Origin of the sequence: uncultured Mediterranea sp. (assembly GCF_902493215.1) — a bacterium.
Taxonomy (GTDB): domain Bacteria; phylum Bacteroidota; class Bacteroidia; order Bacteroidales; family Bacteroidaceae; genus Bacteroides.
This window is the reverse complement of record NZ_CABUOL010000001.1, coordinates 72,422-88,972: the sequence shown is the minus strand read 5'-3', so window position 1 is coordinate 88,972 and position 16,551 is coordinate 72,422. Positions and strand designations below refer to the sequence as shown.

The window sequence follows — 16,551 nt, the reverse complement described above, 5'->3', positions numbered from 1 at the left end:
CGATGAATAAGAAAATATTTTTGCTGTTTGCCATCTCACTGGTGGCTCAGTGGGCCTTTTCACAACCCAAGTGGGTGGAGAAGGCCAAGCGTGCCGTGTTCTCCGTCGTCACCTACGACAAGGATGACAAGATGCTGAACACGGGCAACGGATTTTTTGTGAGTGAAGACGGAGTGGCCCTGTCGGACTATTCCCTGTTCAAGGGTGCGCGCCGTGCCGTCATCATCAATTATGAGGGTAAGGAAATGCCGGTCGACGCCATCATGGGAGCCGACGATATGTATGATGTCGTGAAGTTCAAGGTAGCCATTACGGAGAAGAAAGTGCCGTCCCTGACACTGGCCGCTTCGGCTCCGGCTGTGGGCAGCGAGGTGTATCTGTTGCCGTACTCCACCCAAAAGAGCCGTACCTACACGGCCGGCAAGGTGAAAGCCGTAGACAAGGTAGCCGACAACTATTCATACTACACCCTCAACCTGCGGCTGAAAGACAAGATGGTCAGCTGTCCGCTGACAACGGTAGACGGCGCCGTGTTCGGTCTGGCACAAAAAGCCAGCGGACAGGATACGGCCAGCATCTGTTATGCCGTCGATGCCAACTATGTGATGAATCAGAAGATTTCGGCTCTGGCCTATGGTGACATGGCTTTGAAGGGCATCGGTATCAAGAAAGCATTGCCTCCCACCGAAGAAGAAGCGTTGGTTTTCCTCTATATGGCTTCTTCCCAGCTTTCGCCTGAGAAGTATATGGAAGTGCTCGACGATTTTATCCGCCAGTTCCCCGAAAACCCCGACGGTTATCTGCGTCGTGCTTCCCAGCGCCAGCTGACGGCCAACGATGATACTTCGATGGACAAGGTGTACGACGATATGGAAAAGGCGCTCGATGTGGCTTCCAAGAAAGACGGTATTTACTTCAGCCGTTCCAAGATGATTTACAACTACGTCCTGAATCATGCCGACAAGCCTTATGCTGACTGGTCGCTCGACAAGGCGCTTGAGGAGGCCCGTAAGGCCGTCAGCATCGATCCGCAACCGGTTTATGTACAGCTGGTGGGTGATATCCAGTATGCCAAGGGTGACTATCCGGCTGCTTTGGAAGCCTACAATACTGTGAACCAGTCCGATTTGGGTTCGGCCGCCACTTTCTTTACCACAGCCAAGATCAAGGAAGCTATGAAAGAACCTGCCGAAGAAGTGCTGGCCCTGCTCGACAGTTGTGTGGCCCGCTTCAACAAACCTTATACGCAGGAGGCGGCTCCCTATCTGTTGGAGCGTGCACAGGCCCGCATGGTAGCCAACCAGGCCCGCAATGCAGTGGTGGACTATGATGCCTACTATGAGGCGGTGAAGGGTAATGTGAACGATGTCTTCTACTATTATCGCGAACAGGCAGCCCTGAAGGCCCGCCAATATCAGCGTGCATTGGACGACCTGGCCAAAGCCATCGAACTCAATCCGAAGGAACTGACCTATCGGGCCGAGCTGGCTGTTGTCAACATCCGTGTAGGACGCAACGAAGAGGCCATCAAAGTCCTCAAGGATGCGTTGGCCGTCGATGCCAAGTATGCCGAAGCCTATCGCCTGATGGGTATTGCCCAAATACAGATGAAACAGAAGGAGGCCGCCTGCGAAAGCTTCGCCAAGGCCAAGGAGTTGGGCGACCCCAATGTGGATGCCCTTATCGAAAAGCACTGCAAGTAGATTTAGAGACCCGATAAAAAGAAAGAGGATGCGCGGTGTGCGTATCCTCTCTCGGGGCTTCCCCCTTCTTAGTTAAGTCTAGGTATGAAAAAAAGGTTATGAGTGAATATTGCTTTACGCATTCACTACTATAAATGCAGGCTGGAAGAAAATACTGCACGGTTGGAGAAAAAATTTTTCCCAACTGGAGGAAAGAGAAAAGATACACCGAACTAAAATTTACAAGAACATGAAGAAAGTAATTTGCAGTCCGAAGGCACCAGGTGCCATCGGACCTTACAGTCAGGCTATCGAAGCCAATGGAATGGTGTTTGTATCAGGGCAGCTGCCCATCGATGCGGCTACCGGCGTAATGCCCGAAGGGGCTGCCGCACAGGCCCGCCAGTCGCTTGAGAACGTAAAACACATTCTCGAGGAGGCAGGCTTGGGTATGGCCAATATCGTGAAGACGACCGTTTTCCTGGCCGATATGTCTCTCTTTGCCGACATGAACTCGGTATATGCCACTTATTTCGAGGGCGATTTCCCCGCCCGTTCGGCGGTAGCCGTGAAGGCGCTGCCCAAGGATGCCTTAGTGGAGATTGAGTGCATCGCGGTGCGCTAACAGGTCGGCCACAATGAAACTGCTGCCTCCCACGAAGATGAAGTCTTCGGGGAGGCTTTTTTCTTGTGCGGCCCTGACGGCGGCGGGTACGTCGGGGTAGCATTCTCCCTTCAATCCGGCCTCTTCGGCCTGTCTTTTCACTTCTTCAGCGGGCAGGGCACGCTTCACGCTGGCTTGGGTGAAGTAGTAGACGGCGTCACGTGGCAACATGGCCAGTACGCCGCGGATATCCTTGTCGTTCACCATGCCCATGACGATGTGCAGCCGGCGGTAAGTCTGTTGTTTGAGCTGCTCTACAATGTAGCGGATGCCGCCCACGTTGTGTCCTGTATCGCAGATCAGGGTAGGAGCATCCTGCAACTTTTGCCAGCGTCCCATGAGTCCCGTCAGACGGGTGACGTGCGCGAAGCCACTCCGCACGCTGGTACCGTCGATGCGGTAACCGGCTTCCTTCAACAGGGGCAGGGCGGTGAGTATCGTCTGTTTATTCTTTTTCTGGTACAGTCCTTTCAGTTCGAATTCGATGCCCGGATAGTCTTCGCGGTCATAGTCCTCGGCAAAGTAGATGGGGGCGTGCATCTCGGCTGCCTTGGCCAGGAAGACGGGCTTCGTCTCAGGAGTCGTTTCGCCGATGACTACGGGTGTGCCTTCCTTGATGATGCCTGCCTTCTCGCCCGCTATCTGTGCCAGCGTGTGACCCAGGAACTGCACGTGGTCAAAGCTGATGTTGGTGATGATGCACAGGTCGGGGCGGATGATGTTGGTACAGTCCAACCGACCTCCCAGGCCTACCTCGATGACGGCCACGTCTACCTGTTCGTCGGCAAAGTAACGGAAAGCCATGGCGGTGGTCAGTTCGAAGAACGACGGGTGGAGCGGTTCGAAGAAGGCCCGTTCCTTCTCCACGAAATCTATGACATATTCCTCTGATATGGGTTGCCCGTTCACGCGGATACGCTCGCGGAAGTCTACCAGATGGGGCGATGTATAGAGCCCCACGCGATAGCCGCTCTCCTGCAGGACGGCGGCCAGGGTGTGCGAACAGGAACCCTTGCCGTTGGTGCCCGCCACGTGGATGGTGCGGAAGCGGCGGTGCGTGTGTCCGAAGTGTTCGTCGAGGGCGAGGGTGTTCTCCAGTCCCTCCTTGTAGGCGGCGCTTCCTACCTGTTGGAACAGAGGCGCGCTGTTGTATAAGTAAGATAAAGTGCTCTGATAGTCCATCATTTGAAATATTTAACGGGAAACGAATCCTTTCTATCTACTAATTTGTTATCTTTATAGGCGACCAAGATAGCGGCTCATCCCCTATCTTTGGCGGGCAAAGATATTAACTATTTAAATCTTATGAGTTATGGGAGCCAAGAAAAATTTTGTAATCGACACGAATGTAATCCTGCACGACTACAAGTGTCTGAAGAATTTCCAGGAAAATGACATTTATCTTCCCATTGTGGTACTCGAAGAACTGGACAAGTTCAAGAAAGGCAACGAGCAGATCAACTACAACGCCCGCGAGTTTGTCCGCGAGCTGGACGAAATCACCGATGACAATCTTTTCACGAAAGGGGCTCCTCTGGGCGAAGGCCTGGGCAAGCTGTTCGTCGTGACGGGCAACGTGGAGTCCAAGCGCGTGTATGATTCCTTCCCCGAGCACAAGCCCGACCATCAGATACTGGCCGTGACCGACTGGCTGATGACGAAGTATCCCAAGACGAAAGCTATCCTTGTCACCAAGGACGTCAACCTGCGGATGAAGGCCCGCTCTGTCGGCATCCTCTGCGAGGACTACATTACCGACAAGGTGGTCAACGTGGACATCTTTGAGAAATCCAATGAAGTGTTCGAAGGCACCGACCCTGCATTGATCGACAACATCTACTCCTCGAAAGAAGGCATCGACATCAGCGAGTTCCCCTTCAGGGATGTAATCCATCCCAACGAGTGCTTCGTGCTGAAGAGCGACCGCAACAGTGTCCTGGCCCGTTATAACCCGTTCAGCCATACCGTGTGCCGCGTCAACAAGTCGAAGAACTACGGTATCGAGCCGCGCAACGCCGAACAGAGCTTCGCTTTCGAGGTGCTGAATGACCCCAATATCAAGCTTGTGGCGCTTACGGGTAAGGCCGGTACGGGAAAGACCCTCTTGGCCTTGGCCGCCGCCTTGCGTCAGATGAACGAATACAAGCAGATTTTGCTGGCCCGTCCCATTGTGGCCCTGTCCAACAAGGACATCGGCTTCCTGCCCGGTGATGCGGGCGAGAAGGTAGCGCCTTACATGCAGCCCCTGTTCGACAACCTGAACGTCATCAAGCACCAGTTTGCCGCCAGCTCCAGCGAAGTGAAGCGGCTGGAGGATATGCAGAAGAGCGATCAGCTCGTCATCGAGGCCCTGGCCTTCATCCGCGGGCGAAGCCTGAGCGAGACCTACTGCATCATCGACGAGGCACAGAACCTGACGCCCCACGAGATAAAGACCATCATCACCCGTGCAGGCGAGGGCACGAAGATGGTATTTACGGGCGACATCCAGCAGATTGACCAGCCCTATCTGGACAGCCAGTCCAACGGCCTTGTGTATATGATCGACCGCATGCGCGACCAGAACCTCTTCGCCCACGTCAACCTTGTGAAGGGCGAGCGCAGTGAGTTGAGCGAACTGGCCAGCAATCTGATGTAAGCATCCGATGCCCTATGGACGGGCATTCACTCTACTTGAATAAAGCAATGCTTTCTCCAGTGAAAAGCATTGCTTTTTTTATGGCAAAACATTGCTTCTTTTCAGTCAAAACATGGCCGCTTTTGAGGAGGAACATTGCCGCTTTTTGCCGATAGCAATAGATCCCTTTTCAGAAAGAAAGATTCCTCCTGCGAAGAGCAGGTATTTAGGCAGGGGAAAGTATCCGTTTATCCTGCTTAAACAATCAGATTTCCCTGCTCGGATAATCTTTTATCTGTCTTCAAGGGCCTCTTCTCGAGTGGGGGTATTTTGTTGGTTCCTATTCGGACGGGTGAATGCCGAACTTGTTATTTTGCATCTGATATGTTTGTTCGTTTCATTGTTTTGGCTTATCTTTGGATAAATAGATTACCATTGTTGTAAGTGGTTTGTATATAGAGATCTCTTAAACGGGGAATAAATGTTCGTGTAAAATAATTTGTTAGGATGAAGGTTGTCGTTTGTTTGCTTTGTTTTCTGCTATGTGCCTGTACCAATCGAAAAAATACGGGAGAAATGTCGGGATACGATTGTAGCCTGGACAAGATACCAGAGGTGGTTCGTTGCTACAAATCGTCGTTGTATAAGGATGTCAATGTACTGATACTCGATAGTTTGGCTCCTCCTTTGCGAGGAATTGTCAAGATGCAGGAGTGTGAGAAAGGTTTGTATGTGTTGGATGCGAGCAATGCGCTGTTTCTATTTGACAATCGGGGGAGATACCTGCGACAGATAGGTGGAGTTGGAAACGGGCCGGGCGAGTATCGGGCTATTTCTGATTTTGTGGTCGATCCGGTCAGTCAGTCAATCTATGTACTGGAATCCACCGTACAGGCCATATACGTTTATGATGGTGTGACGGGCCGCTTCACCCACTCCATAAAGCTGGACGACGAGGAGTATCGGAGCCGTTACCTTGGTTATTGTGACGGTTCCCTTTTTACTGATTTATATCCTAAAGGAGAGGGAAACTATCTTCTCCGGAAAGTGTCTTGGCATCGCAATGAACCTGATGAGTATTTTTTGGACCGTTCGGTGGACAACTTGGGCTGGCCACATGTTTCCGGCACCTCTCCATTCTATCAGTCGGGACATGGGAGCTTTTATTTTGTCCCGACTTTCTCCCGAAAAATTTACGAGTGGAGGACGGATGGCATCCGGCCTTTCTTTACGGTGGATAGCCGTGAGTGGATGGACCGTAGGACGGTGGACCGTGCTTTGGAAAAAGGGTGGAAGGAGCTGATAGATGCCAATCGGTTTTACAATCTTTCCTCTCTGGTGGTCAATGACCGTTTTGTTTTGTTTAATTGCCAGCAAGGCAATCAATTGAAGTATGTTTGGGCTGATATAACTTTGGGTGGAATGAAGAGAGCCAGTTTGTTGGTGGACGATGTCTTGTTTGTCAAGGAGGACGACGTTTGTCTGCCTGCCCGTTACGGTACAACGGATTTTAATGGTGATTACTATTACATGCAACCCAGGGAGATAGCCGGCTTCTGGAAACAGATGAAAGCTGAGAAGCTTCCGGTTGCTCTGAAAGGTAAGCTGAATGACGTACGGATGCTTCAGGATATGAATCCGGTTATTTTATATTATACATATAAATAGCTTCCTTGAGAGTTTCAGATAACAGAAAGGGCTACAGCACAATGGAAAAATCGTTCTTCCCAAGTGATGCAGCCCTACTTATATTTCCGCAGGAGTTATTCGTGCGAAGCGAAATACTTCAGGAACTGTGTACGTTCGAAAGTATTTACGCCCTTCACGTCGCCCACGTTCAGCTTGCCTTTGAATTGTGCGATGCTTTCCATACCCTTGCTTGCCATCCAGTCGGCCACGAATTTGTTGTATTCGTTGATGACGGCGGATGATTCCTTGTAGAGTACACTGCAAATCTCTACGGCCGAGGCACCGGCCAGAATGGATTTCACTACGCCTTCGGCCGAGTGAATACCGCCCGAGATGGCATAGTCTATCTTGCTGACAGCTGCCGAAGCGATGCCCGTCCAGCGGAGTGAGTTGGCCAGGTCGGCCTCGTTGCTGAACACGTCGCCTGCCACTTGCGTCATCTTGTCGATGTTGATGTCCGGCTGGTAGAAACGGTTGAACAGTACTACGGCGGCGGCTCCGTTGGCATAGAGCTGGTCGATGAGGGCCACAGGGTTGGTCAGGTTGCTGCCCAGCTTCATGATGACGGGCATCTTGACCGTCTTTTTGATGTGGCGCAGGATGTCGATGTGACGCTGCTCAAAGCTGCCATAGGTATATTGTACGTCGGTCTGCAGAGCCAGGATGTTGATTTCCAGGGCGTCGGCTCCGGCTTCCTCGATTTGTTTGGCAAAGTCGGCCCATTCGTCGTCCTTGTAGCAGTTGATGCTGGCGATGACAGGGATGTCGCATACCTTCTTGCTCTCGCGTATCAGGTTGAGGTATTCGCCCAACTTGTGCTGGCGGATGTAGCCTACAAGGTAGTCGCTTCCTTCGGGATACATGTTGGGATCGCCGTGCCAGTCGGCTTCCATCATAATCTGCTCCTCGAAGAGTGACTTCAGTACGATGGCTCCTGCTCCGGCTTCGCAGAGCTTCTGGTTCTTGGCGGCGCTGTCTGTGAGGCCCGAACTGCTGACGATGATGGGGTTTCTCAGGGAAAGCCCGGCGAATGTTGTTTGTAAAGTTGTTGCCATGATGTTCTATTTTTAAGATTAATAAATTCGTTCTCCGAAGATTTTGCTGCCAACGCGTACCAGTGTGCTGCCTGCGGCGATGGCTTCGTGGTAGTCGTGCGACATGCCCATCGAAAGTTCACAGAAGGCCTCGTCGTCGGCAAACCAGGCGGCCTTTACTTCCTGGAAGAAGTTACTTAAGGAACGGAATTCCTCCCTGATTTGTTCGACGTTCTCCGTGTTGGTTGCCATGCCCATGAGGCCGCACAGGCGGATGTGCTCCAGCTGACGCCATTCTCCGTCGGCCAGCATCTGGCGGCATTCGTCAAAGCTGAAACCGAATTTGGTTTCTTCGCGGGCAATGTGCAGTTGGAGCAGACAGTTCACTGTGCGTCCGGCTTTGGCAGCCTGCTTGTCCACTTCGGCCAGGAGCTTGAAGGAGTCGATGCCATGAATCAGTGCTACGTAGGGCACGATGTATTTCACTTTGTTGGTCTGCAGGTGGCCGATGAAATGCCATTCGATGTCCTTTGGCAGACTTTCGTACTTGGCCGTCATTTCCTGCACCTTGCTTTCGCCGAAGATACGCTGTCCGGCCCGATAGGCCTCTTCGATGGCCTCGTTCGGGTGGAACTTCGATACGGCTACCAGCCGTACGCCGGCCGGCAGCTCGTTCTGTATTTCTTTAATGCGTTCTCCTATCATAATCTTTCTGATTCTTTATACTTCCGGCTTGTCGTCGGGCTCAACGCTATAGGGATAAACGTCCATGAGTGGTGTTTCAGCCACAGAGGCTATCTGATAATCGGCCATGGTGCCCTTCATGCCTTCGTCCAGTTTCTTTACGGCGTCGCGCAGATCGGCTGCTTGTACCAGTACCTGGGTGGAAGTCTTTTTCTCGGCTCCGCTCTTTTCATCCAGTGTGATGAAGACAAGCTTGCACTTGAACCAGCGGTCGGCGGCCTCTTCATCACAAGGGAACAGTTCGCTGTAGTTGGCACGTTTGATGTCGGCCACGGTAAATTCGCCGCTGATGAACGGGGTGATTTCCTCAATGATGCGCGCTTCGGCTTCGGTAAAGCTCAGTGCGTCGACCAGATAGGGTTCGGTCACCTTCTTGTTCATACCGTTTTCCATTGTCTTTTCGTATCGAATCTTGCATTCGAACCATGTATGCATTGCCATAATGATCAGTCTTTTAGTTGTCTGTTGATTATAATACATCTGTTAATTCACCACAAAGATAAAACTTTTCGTACGAAGTACGCAAGATAAGTTTTAAGATTTGCTGCCGGTGGACGATTTTCGGTTTGCATTGGAATGTAAAGCCGTTGAAACGTTCTTTTAACAGGGTTGTGATACCTTCCTCCAAACTTTTTTCTACTTTTGCTTGTTATCAATAAGAACTTAAAGGAAAAAGAAAAATTATGGCAACAACAAATTTCAAAGGACAGCCGGTGAGATTGATCGGCGAATTTATACAGACGGGTACGGTAGCTCCCGACTTCGAATTGGTGAAGACGGATTTGTCTGCCTTCTCGTTGAAAGAACTGAGTGGAAAGAATGTGGTATTGAATATATTCCCGAGTCTCGACACGGCTGTGTGCGCGACCTCGGTCCGTAAGTTCAACAAGCTGGCCGCTTCGCTTCCCGATACGGTCGTATTGGCTATCTCGAAAGACCTGCCTTTCGCCCATGCGCGCTTCTGTACGACAGAGGGCATCGAAAATGTAGTTCCATTGTCGGATTTCCGCATTTCCGATTTCGATGAAAATTATGGCGTCTGCATGGCCGACGGTCCGTTGGCTGGTTTGCTGGCCCGTGCGGTGGTCATCATAGGTAAGGACGGCCGGGTAGTCTATACGGAACTGGTACCTGAAATTACGCAGGAACCGGATTATGACAAGGCGTTGGAGGCTCTGAAATAAAGAATTTCCCGAATACAGACGAGGGTGTGGCAGCGTAAGCATCAGGCTTATCGGGCCACACCCTCATTCGTATGGTAGGGATATAATGCGGAAGCGGATTTATTTGGCTGTCTTGGCCGACAGTTTCTCGAGGAAGTAGACCATCAGGAAACCAATCAGCATCAGGCCCACAGCTTCACCGATATAGGCATTGGGCAGGATGTTGGTTTCGATAGGCATACCGTGTGTGTTGTCTACAATCTCTTTCCAGGGCCATACCTTGTTGAGCGATCCCAACATGAATCCGGTCAGCACAGCCAATGTGATGTTACGGAAATGCTTCAGGGCAAACGACAACAGGCGTGAGAAGCTGGTGATACCGATGAGGGCACCGGCAGCAAAGATGGCCAGCGTCGTAACATTGAGTGTCTTCACCGCTTCCATGATGTAGAAATATTTACCCAGCAGAACGAGGATGAAGCTGCCCGAGATGCCCGGCAGAATCATGGCACAGATAGCGATGGCACCGCACAGGAAGATGAACAGCGGATGGGTAGATGTCTCGGCAGGTGTGGCAACGGTGATGTAATAGGCTATAATGGCACCGGCTATAAATCCGGTCACGGTTTTCCAATTCCATCCCTTGATGTCCTTTCCTACAAACCAGGTGGAGGCCAGTACCAGACCGAAGAAGAACGACCACACCAATATGGGGTGGTTGGTGAGCAGCCAGGTGATGACCTTTGCCAGTGAAAAGACGCTGATACCTATTCCCAGCAGGAGCGAAAAGAGGAAGTTTCCGTTGATTTTCTCCCAGAACTGCCCCCACTTGCCTGTGAAGAACAGACGGATGCTTTCCGCGTTTATACTTTTGATTGTTTCTATCAGTTCGTCGTAGATGCCTACAATGAAGGCAATGGTACCGCCCGAAACGCCGGGCACGACATCGGCCGCACCCATACCCATGCCTTTCAGGGTGACGAACAGGTAGTCTTTCAGTTTTCGTTTCATGATTGTCCTTTCTGTTTATATGTATCTTTTAGGGGTCATTAGCTTGAGATATTCTTCCATCAGAACCTGAAGCTCTTCCGGAGTGGCGTCCTGGACGAAAGAAGTGATGATGAACATTTCCTTCTGGCTGAGCGGTGTGGGGTTGATGTTGTTGTAATGCAGAGCCTCCTTGTCCTTTCCTGCCAGAAGACAGGTGACGACGAAGCGCTTGTAGAGGCCTGGATAGTCGGGATCCAATTCTTCGACCTTTTTCAGCGCTTCGATGGCATAGTCGAACATGAAGGCTTCGCAGCTGTACAGGGATATCTCCGACCAGGTATGAGCTTCGGGGACTAGTTCGGATATCTCTTTCCACATATTCAGTCCTGTCTTCTTTTCTCCTTCTTCGATGAAAATCAATCCGCCTATCAGCTGTGCGTCTACGTTACAATAATCATTGTCCAATGCCTTCAGGCAATGTTGCATGATGAGTTGCTTGTTTTCTTCCTTATTTATCTTCTTCAGGCAGACAGCTATCGTGGAGTGGAGGTTGGAACGTGCGATGGGGTCTTTCAGCGTATTTTCCTCTTTCTGGGAGAGCAGCAGAAAGTGGTAGGCTTTCTGCCATTCCTGCCTGTCGACGTGGTATTGTCCGCGGAGCAGGTGGACGTAGGCATTGGTAATCGCTTTGCAGCGGACAGCTTCGTTGTAGCATTCAAATGCCTTGTCGCTGTTGTTCAGCTCCAGAAAAGCATATCCTTTTATCAGATAGGCTTCTCCCATGTCTTCGTCGGCCAGCAGGGCATAGTCGCAAGCGTCTATTGCCTTTTCGTATTGTCTCATTCCCAAATGACAGCGGGCAGCTCCTATCCAGTATTGGGGCTGGTAGGGCTTGCTGTCAATCAGTCGGTTGTAGTATACCAGAGACTCCTGATATTTCTGCTGGTCCAGCAGGCTGTCGGCCATGATGGCACAGTACTCCTGGTCATCGGTATTCCAATGCCAGTGCGACAGCCAGTCGAGGGCACACTGCCGTTGTCCGGCTTCAAGATACATATAGGCTACGTCGATGAGATTCTCTCTGCTGTATTTGTCTTCCAATGTGTCCAGCATCAGTTCCGCATCTTGCAGGCGTCCCTCTTCAACCAGAAGTCGGGCACGCAGGATGATGACGTCGGGACGTTCTTCCGTGAGCTGGCGGGCTGTCTGCTGGGCATGAAGAAGATCGTACTGGTCCAGATAAAGATAGACCTGCTCCACGAGCAGTGAAGTGTTGCCGGGATGCAGTTTCAATCCATGATCGATGGCTTTGGCAGCATCATCAAAACGGTTGCGCCGGCTGTACCATTCAGCGATGTCGGCCAGGTCTTCGGCATCCATATAGATTGGTTTCTGCTCGGCCTGGGCAGCTTCAAATTGCTCGACCAGCTCTATCAGTTCACGGTCTTTGTCCGACAGCAGGTTCTTGTTTGCCATGTCTTGAAGTCCTTTATTGATTATTTGTTTATTTTACCCCACGTATCCTTCAGGCCGACTGTGCGGTTGAATACCATTTTCTCTGCCGTAGAATCCTTGTCTACGTTGAAGTAGCCGATGCGTTGGAACTGCAGGTAGGTGAGCGGTTTCATGCCGGCGGCAAACTTCTCGACGTAGCAGCAGGGGAGCACCTTCAAGGAGTCGGGGTTGATGATTTCCTTCATGGCTGTCAGTGCGTCGCAGTTCTTGGCTTCGCGGATGGCTGCCAGTTCGTCGCGTGGATTTTCTACCTTCCACAGACGGTCGTACAGACGTACTTCTGCTTCCAGGCAGTGGGCGCAGCTCACCCAATGCAGGGTACCTTTTACCTTGCGGTTGGCGCCGGGCATTCCGCTCTTCGATTCGGGGTCGTATTCGCAATACACTTCCACCACTTCGCCTGCCTCGTTCTTCTTGCAGCCGGTGCATTTCACGATGTAGGCATTCTTCAGGCGCACCTCCTGGCCGGGCGTCATGCGGAAATATTTCTTCGGAGCATCTTCCATGAAGTCTTCGCGTTCCATCCACAGTTCGCGGCTGAACTCAATGGTGTGGCTGCCTTCCTCGGGACGTTCGGGGTTGTTGATGGCTTCCATTTCTTCTACCTGTCCTTCGGGGTAGTTGGTGATGACAAGTTTCACGGGGTTCAGCACGGCCGAGATGCGGGTGGCACGTTCGTTCAGGTCTTCGCGCACGGCGCTTTCCAGCAGGGCGAACTCGTTGAGGGCATCGTAGGTGGTGTAGCCTATCTTGTCGATAAACTTATGGATAGACTCGGGCGAATAACCGCGACGGCGGAAACCGCAGATGGTCGGCATACGAGGATCGTCCCATCCGTTGACCAGCCCTTCCTTGACGAGTGTCAGCAGGTTGCGCTTGCTCATCAGCGTGTAGCTCAGGTTCAGCTTGTTGAACTCGTACTGGCGCGGACGGTTGTCGTCCAGGTCTTTGCCTTCCTTCAGCCAGTCGACAAAGAGGTCATACAGCGGGCGGTGTACCACAAACTCCAGCGTACAGAGCGAGTGGGTTACGCCCTCGAAGAAGTCGCTCTGGCCGTGGGCAAAGTCGTACATGGGGTAGGCTTTCCATTTCGTACCCGTACGGTGGTGCGGATGTTTCACTACGCGGTAGATGATGGGGTCGCGGAAGTGCATGTTGGGGTTGGCCATATCAATCTTGGCGCGCAGCACCATGGCTCCTTCTTCCACTTCGCCGCTGTTCATCTTCTGGAACAGTTCCAGATTCTCTTCGATGGGGCGGTTGCGGTAGGGACTCTCTACGCCGGGCTGGGTGGGAGTTCCTTTCTGTGCCGCGATTTCTTCGGACGACTGTTCGTCGATGTAGGCTTTGCCTTCCTTGATGAGGCGGACGGCAAAGTCCCACAGCTGCTGGAAGTAGTCCGAAGCATAGTATTCGTTACCCCACTGGTAGCCCAGCCACTGGATGTCTTCCTTGATGGCTTCTACATATTCCACGTCTTCCTTGGTGGGGTTGGTGTCGTCGAAACGCAGGTTGCAGACGCCTCCGTGGGCGGCGGCAATACCGAAGTCAAGGCAGATGGCCTTGGCGTGTCCGATGTGCAGGTATCCGTTAGGCTCCGGCGGGAAGCGTGTCTGCACTCTGCCTCCGTTCTTGCCGTTGCTCAAGTCATTTTCCACTATTTGCTCGATGAAGTTCAGGCTTTTCTTTTCGCCTGTCTCTTCGCTTTTCAGTTCTGCCATACCTCTTATACATTAATTTATTATGGCTGCAAAAATACGACTATTTTTGGTAAAAAGCCATATTGTCTGCATATATCCTCATTTTTACTTGCCAAAACGGCTTGAACCGGATGTACGCGACTTTCATTTTCTTCCATTTCTTGGCGTCTGTAACAGATTTGTAACTTTTTTGAAATACATACTTCATCTTATTTTCACAAGACTTTAACGGCCTTTCGCTTCCTTTGCAGAGCAAAAATGCCGTAGAATCGGCAGAGGTTTTGGCGAAGCTGGATTTTTTGATTATTTTTGGCTTCCGTTACCGATGGGTTGGTGTAATGCAATAACTAAATAAATAGAAAGCTTTATGGTAAAATTTATCGAAAGTGAACTCGTCTTGCTGAAAAAGGAGATAGACGAAATGTGGACCTTGGTTTATAATCAGCTCGACCGTGCGGGTGAGTCCGTACTGACGTTGGACCGTGAACTGGCCCAGCAGGTCCTGGTACACGAGCGCCGTGTCAACGCCTTTGAACTGAAGATTGACAGCGATGTGGAGGATATCATTGCCCTTTACACGCCGGTGGCCATCGATCTGCGTTTTGTACTGGCTATGCTGAAGATCAATACCAATCTGGAACGTTTGGGTGACTTTGCCGAGAGTGTGGCACGTTTTGCGATAGACGAAAAGGAACTGACGCTTGATGCAGACCTCATCAAGGACCTGCGCCTGCAGGAGATGATAGAACATGTACTGGCCATGCTCGAACTGGCCAAGCGTGCTTTGCAGGAAGAAAGTCAGGAATTGGCCACTTCGGTATTTGCCAAAGACAATCTGCTCGACGAAATCAATGCCAATGCTTCGGTTCTGTTGGCCGACTATATCGTCAAGCATCCAGAGAATGCCTTGTCCTGTATCAACCTGGCCAGCGTGTTCCGCAAGTTGGAGCGTGCCGGCGACCACATTACCAATATCGCCGAAGAAATCGTATTCTTCATCGATGCCAAAGTGTTGAAGCACCACAATACGGCTGACGAAGGTTATCCCAAAGAGAAATAAGGAAACAAGGGGGAAAGGGTTGGAGATAGCGGCGGGAAAGCTCGGACAGACCTTTCAAAATCCTAATAAAACCAAAAATATATGAGAAAACATGTTATAAGACATACTTTTTTATTTGGCTGGTGAAGCGAAAAGGGTCTATCTTTGCACCGTTATCCTGAAAACAATCTTTTTACCTTAAAAAAAAACTAATACCTATTGAAGACTGAAAACGGGACTTTGTGAAAAGCTCCGTTTTTTTTGTGCCTGTATCTCGGAGGGGCAGTCCTGGCAAAGATAAATAGGATCGGTTTGACATTTTCTTGCCACGCGGGCTTATAAATCGAGATTTATACCTAAATTTGTCCAGCATAACATTTTAAACGACTTATATTATGTTTTCCGGAATAGTAGAAGAATGCGCCACGCTGGTGGCTATGGTTAGAGAACAGGAGAATGTGCATTTCACGTTCCGTTGTTCTTTTGTAGGCGAACTGAAGATCGATCAGAGTGTGGCTCACAACGGTGTTTGCCTGACGGTAGTGTCGCTGACCGACGATACCTATACGGTAACTGCCATGAAAGAAACCCTCGACCGCTCCAACCTGGGACAGTTGCAGGTGGGCGACGAGGTGAACGTGGAGCGCAGCATGATGATGAACGGGCGTCTGGACGGGCACATCGTGCAGGGACATGTGGACCAGACGGCCACCTGCGTCGACATACAGGATGCGGAGGGAAGCTATTATTTCACCTTCCGTTATGCCTTCGACAAGGAAATGGCCCGTCGCGGATATATTACGGTGGACAAGGGCTCGGTTACGGTCAATGGCGTTAGCCTCACCGTATGCAATCCTACCGATGACACCTTCCAGGTAGCGATTATCCCCTATACGTTTGAGCATACCAACTTCCATGCCATCCGCATCGGCTCGGTGGTCAATCTGGAGTTTGACATCATCGGCAAGTACATCAGCCGCATGATTCAGTATCAGTAATCGCGTGGTCGTATCATTTGTCAAGTGCTGGAATCATGGATTTTCTGCAATTGGCGGAGGCCCGCCAGAGTGACCGCGCGTACGAACGCCGGCCGGTAGAGCGTGAGAAGCTGGAGCGCATCCTGCAGGCGGCCTGCCTGTCGCCTTCGGCCTGCAACGCCCAGCCCTGGAAGTTTGTGGTGGTCGACGACCCCGAACTGGCTCTGCGGGTAGGGAAAGCGGCGGCCGGATTGGGGATGAACAAGTTTGCCAAGGAAGCTCCCGTGCATATTCTGATTGTCGAGGAGTCGATGAATGTCACTTCCTTTCTGGGTGCAAAAATCAAGGACAAGTATTTTCCGCTGATAGACATCGGCATTGCCGCAGCCCACATCACGCTGGCGGCCGAGAGCGAAGGACTGGGCTCCTGCATCTTGGGCTGGTTTGACGAGAAGGAAATCAAACGGCTGGTGGGCATACCCGCCGGCAAACGTTTGCTGCTCGACGTAGTGGTGGGCTATGCTGCCAAGCCTAAACGCAAGAAGTCGAGGAAGGGACTGGATAAAGTGGTGTCGTACAACCACTATTGAAAAAGGAAAAAGGCATGCAAGCTGGATTGGAAATCGCTTGCATGCCTTTTTTGTGCGGGTGATAGGACTCGAACCTACACGCCTTGCGGCACCAGATCCTAAGTCTGGCGCGGCTGCCAATTACGCCACACCCGCAACGGTGTTTGC

General features: G+C 51.3%; 15 protein-coding genes and 1 tRNA gene. 8 read left to right on the top strand and 8 right to left on the bottom strand.

The window, feature by feature from the left end; genetic code table 11:
• Positions 1-2: 2 nt before the first annotated feature.
• Positions 3-1,703: a trypsin-like peptidase domain-containing protein gene (locus RDO88_RS00340; RefSeq protein WP_307757454.1), complete on the top strand. Its 1,701-nt coding sequence runs from the start codon at positions 3-5 to the stop codon at positions 1,701-1,703.
• Positions 1,704-1,932: 229 nt separating this feature from the next.
• Entirely contained in the window at positions 1,933-2,307 is a 375-nt protein-coding gene (locus RDO88_RS00335) for a RidA family protein (RefSeq protein ID WP_075317285.1), read from the top strand.
• Here RDO88_RS00335 and RDO88_RS00330 read toward each other — a convergent pair.
• Complete coding sequence (locus RDO88_RS00330) at positions 2,275-3,528, bottom strand: glutamate ligase domain-containing protein (protein ID WP_307757624.1); 1,254 nt, start codon at positions 3,526-3,528, stop codon at positions 2,275-2,277. The genes RDO88_RS00335 and RDO88_RS00330 overlap by 33 nt on opposite strands.
• A 130-nt stretch (positions 3,529-3,658) precedes the next feature.
• Here RDO88_RS00330 and RDO88_RS00325 point away from each other — a divergent pair, with 130 nt between their 5' ends.
• Both RDO88_RS00325 and RDO88_RS00320 read left to right on the top strand, forming a co-directional pair.
• Positions 3,659-4,984: a PhoH family protein gene (locus tag RDO88_RS00325; protein WP_307757453.1), complete on the top strand. Its 1,326-nt coding sequence runs from the start codon at positions 3,659-3,661 to the stop codon at positions 4,982-4,984.
• Positions 4,985-5,539: 555 nt separating this feature from the next.
• Positions 5,540-6,631, top strand: coding sequence for a 6-bladed beta-propeller (locus RDO88_RS00320; RefSeq protein ID WP_307757452.1), 1,092 nt, complete (start codon positions 5,540-5,542; stop codon positions 6,629-6,631).
• Positions 6,632-6,726: 95 nt separating this feature from the next.
• Here the strand turns inward: RDO88_RS00320 and RDO88_RS00315 are convergent, their stop codons facing one another.
• The 3 genes from RDO88_RS00315 to RDO88_RS00305 are packed head-to-tail and all read right to left on the bottom strand — an operon-like array spanning position 6,727 to position 8,871.
• The gene (locus RDO88_RS00315) at positions 6,727-7,707 is read right to left on the bottom strand and encodes a dihydroorotate dehydrogenase-like protein (RefSeq protein ID WP_307757451.1); all 981 of its coding nucleotides are present in this window, start codon (positions 7,705-7,707) and stop codon (positions 6,727-6,729) included.
• Between the two features lie 18 nt (positions 7,708-7,725).
• Complete coding sequence (locus tag RDO88_RS00310; RefSeq protein WP_374043876.1) at positions 7,726-8,391, bottom strand: YggS family pyridoxal phosphate-dependent enzyme; 666 nt, start codon at positions 8,389-8,391, stop codon at positions 7,726-7,728.
• A gap of 15 nt (positions 8,392-8,406) precedes the next feature.
• On the bottom strand, positions 8,407-8,871 hold the full coding sequence (locus RDO88_RS00305; protein WP_307757450.1) for a DUF4494 family protein: 465 nt from the start codon (positions 8,869-8,871) through the stop codon (positions 8,407-8,409).
• A 242-nt stretch (positions 8,872-9,113) separates the two neighbouring features.
• Here RDO88_RS00305 and tpx point away from each other — a divergent pair, with 242 nt between their 5' ends.
• Positions 9,114-9,614 carry a thiol peroxidase gene (gene tpx / locus RDO88_RS00300; protein WP_307757449.1) on the top strand — a complete coding sequence of 167 codons (501 nt, stop codon included), beginning with the start codon at positions 9,114-9,116 and terminating at the stop codon, positions 9,612-9,614.
• 99 nt (positions 9,615-9,713) lie between these two features.
• Here the strand turns inward: tpx and RDO88_RS00295 are convergent, their stop codons facing one another.
• The 3 genes from RDO88_RS00295 to RDO88_RS00285 are packed head-to-tail and all read right to left on the bottom strand — an operon-like array spanning position 9,714 to position 13,819.
• Entirely contained in the window at positions 9,714-10,604 is an 891-nt protein-coding gene (locus RDO88_RS00295; protein WP_307757448.1) for an undecaprenyl phosphate translocase family protein, read from the bottom strand.
• A 15-nt stretch (positions 10,605-10,619) separates the two neighbouring features.
• Positions 10,620-12,059, bottom strand: a complete 1,440-nt coding sequence (locus RDO88_RS00290; protein WP_307757447.1) for a tetratricopeptide repeat protein — start codon at positions 12,057-12,059, stop codon at positions 10,620-10,622.
• Positions 12,060-12,079: 20 nt separating this feature from the next.
• Positions 12,080-13,819 (bottom strand): glutamine--tRNA ligase/YqeY domain fusion protein, encoded by a 1,740-nt coding sequence (locus tag RDO88_RS00285; protein WP_307757446.1) that lies wholly within the window; start codon positions 13,817-13,819, stop codon positions 12,080-12,082.
• Between the two features lie 346 nt (positions 13,820-14,165).
• Between RDO88_RS00285 and phoU the strand changes: the two genes are divergently transcribed.
• The 3 genes from phoU to RDO88_RS00270 all read left to right on the top strand — a co-directional run bounded on the left by phoU (position 14,166) and on the right by RDO88_RS00270 (position 16,404).
• Positions 14,166-14,858 carry a phosphate signaling complex protein PhoU gene (gene phoU, locus RDO88_RS00280; RefSeq protein ID WP_307757445.1) on the top strand — a complete coding sequence of 231 codons (693 nt, stop codon included), beginning with the start codon at positions 14,166-14,168 and terminating at the stop codon, positions 14,856-14,858.
• Between the two features lie 374 nt (positions 14,859-15,232).
• Positions 15,233-15,835, top strand: a complete 603-nt coding sequence (locus tag RDO88_RS00275; RefSeq protein ID WP_307757444.1) for a riboflavin synthase — start codon at positions 15,233-15,235, stop codon at positions 15,833-15,835.
• A 35-nt stretch (positions 15,836-15,870) separates the two neighbouring features.
• Positions 15,871-16,404, top strand: a complete 534-nt coding sequence (locus RDO88_RS00270; RefSeq protein WP_307757443.1) for a nitroreductase family protein — start codon at positions 15,871-15,873, stop codon at positions 16,402-16,404.
• A gap of 53 nt (positions 16,405-16,457) precedes the next feature.
• Here RDO88_RS00270 and RDO88_RS00265 read toward each other — a convergent pair.
• Positions 16,458-16,539: transfer RNA gene (locus RDO88_RS00265), tRNA-Leu, on the bottom strand.
• Positions 16,540-16,551 lie beyond the last annotated feature (12 nt).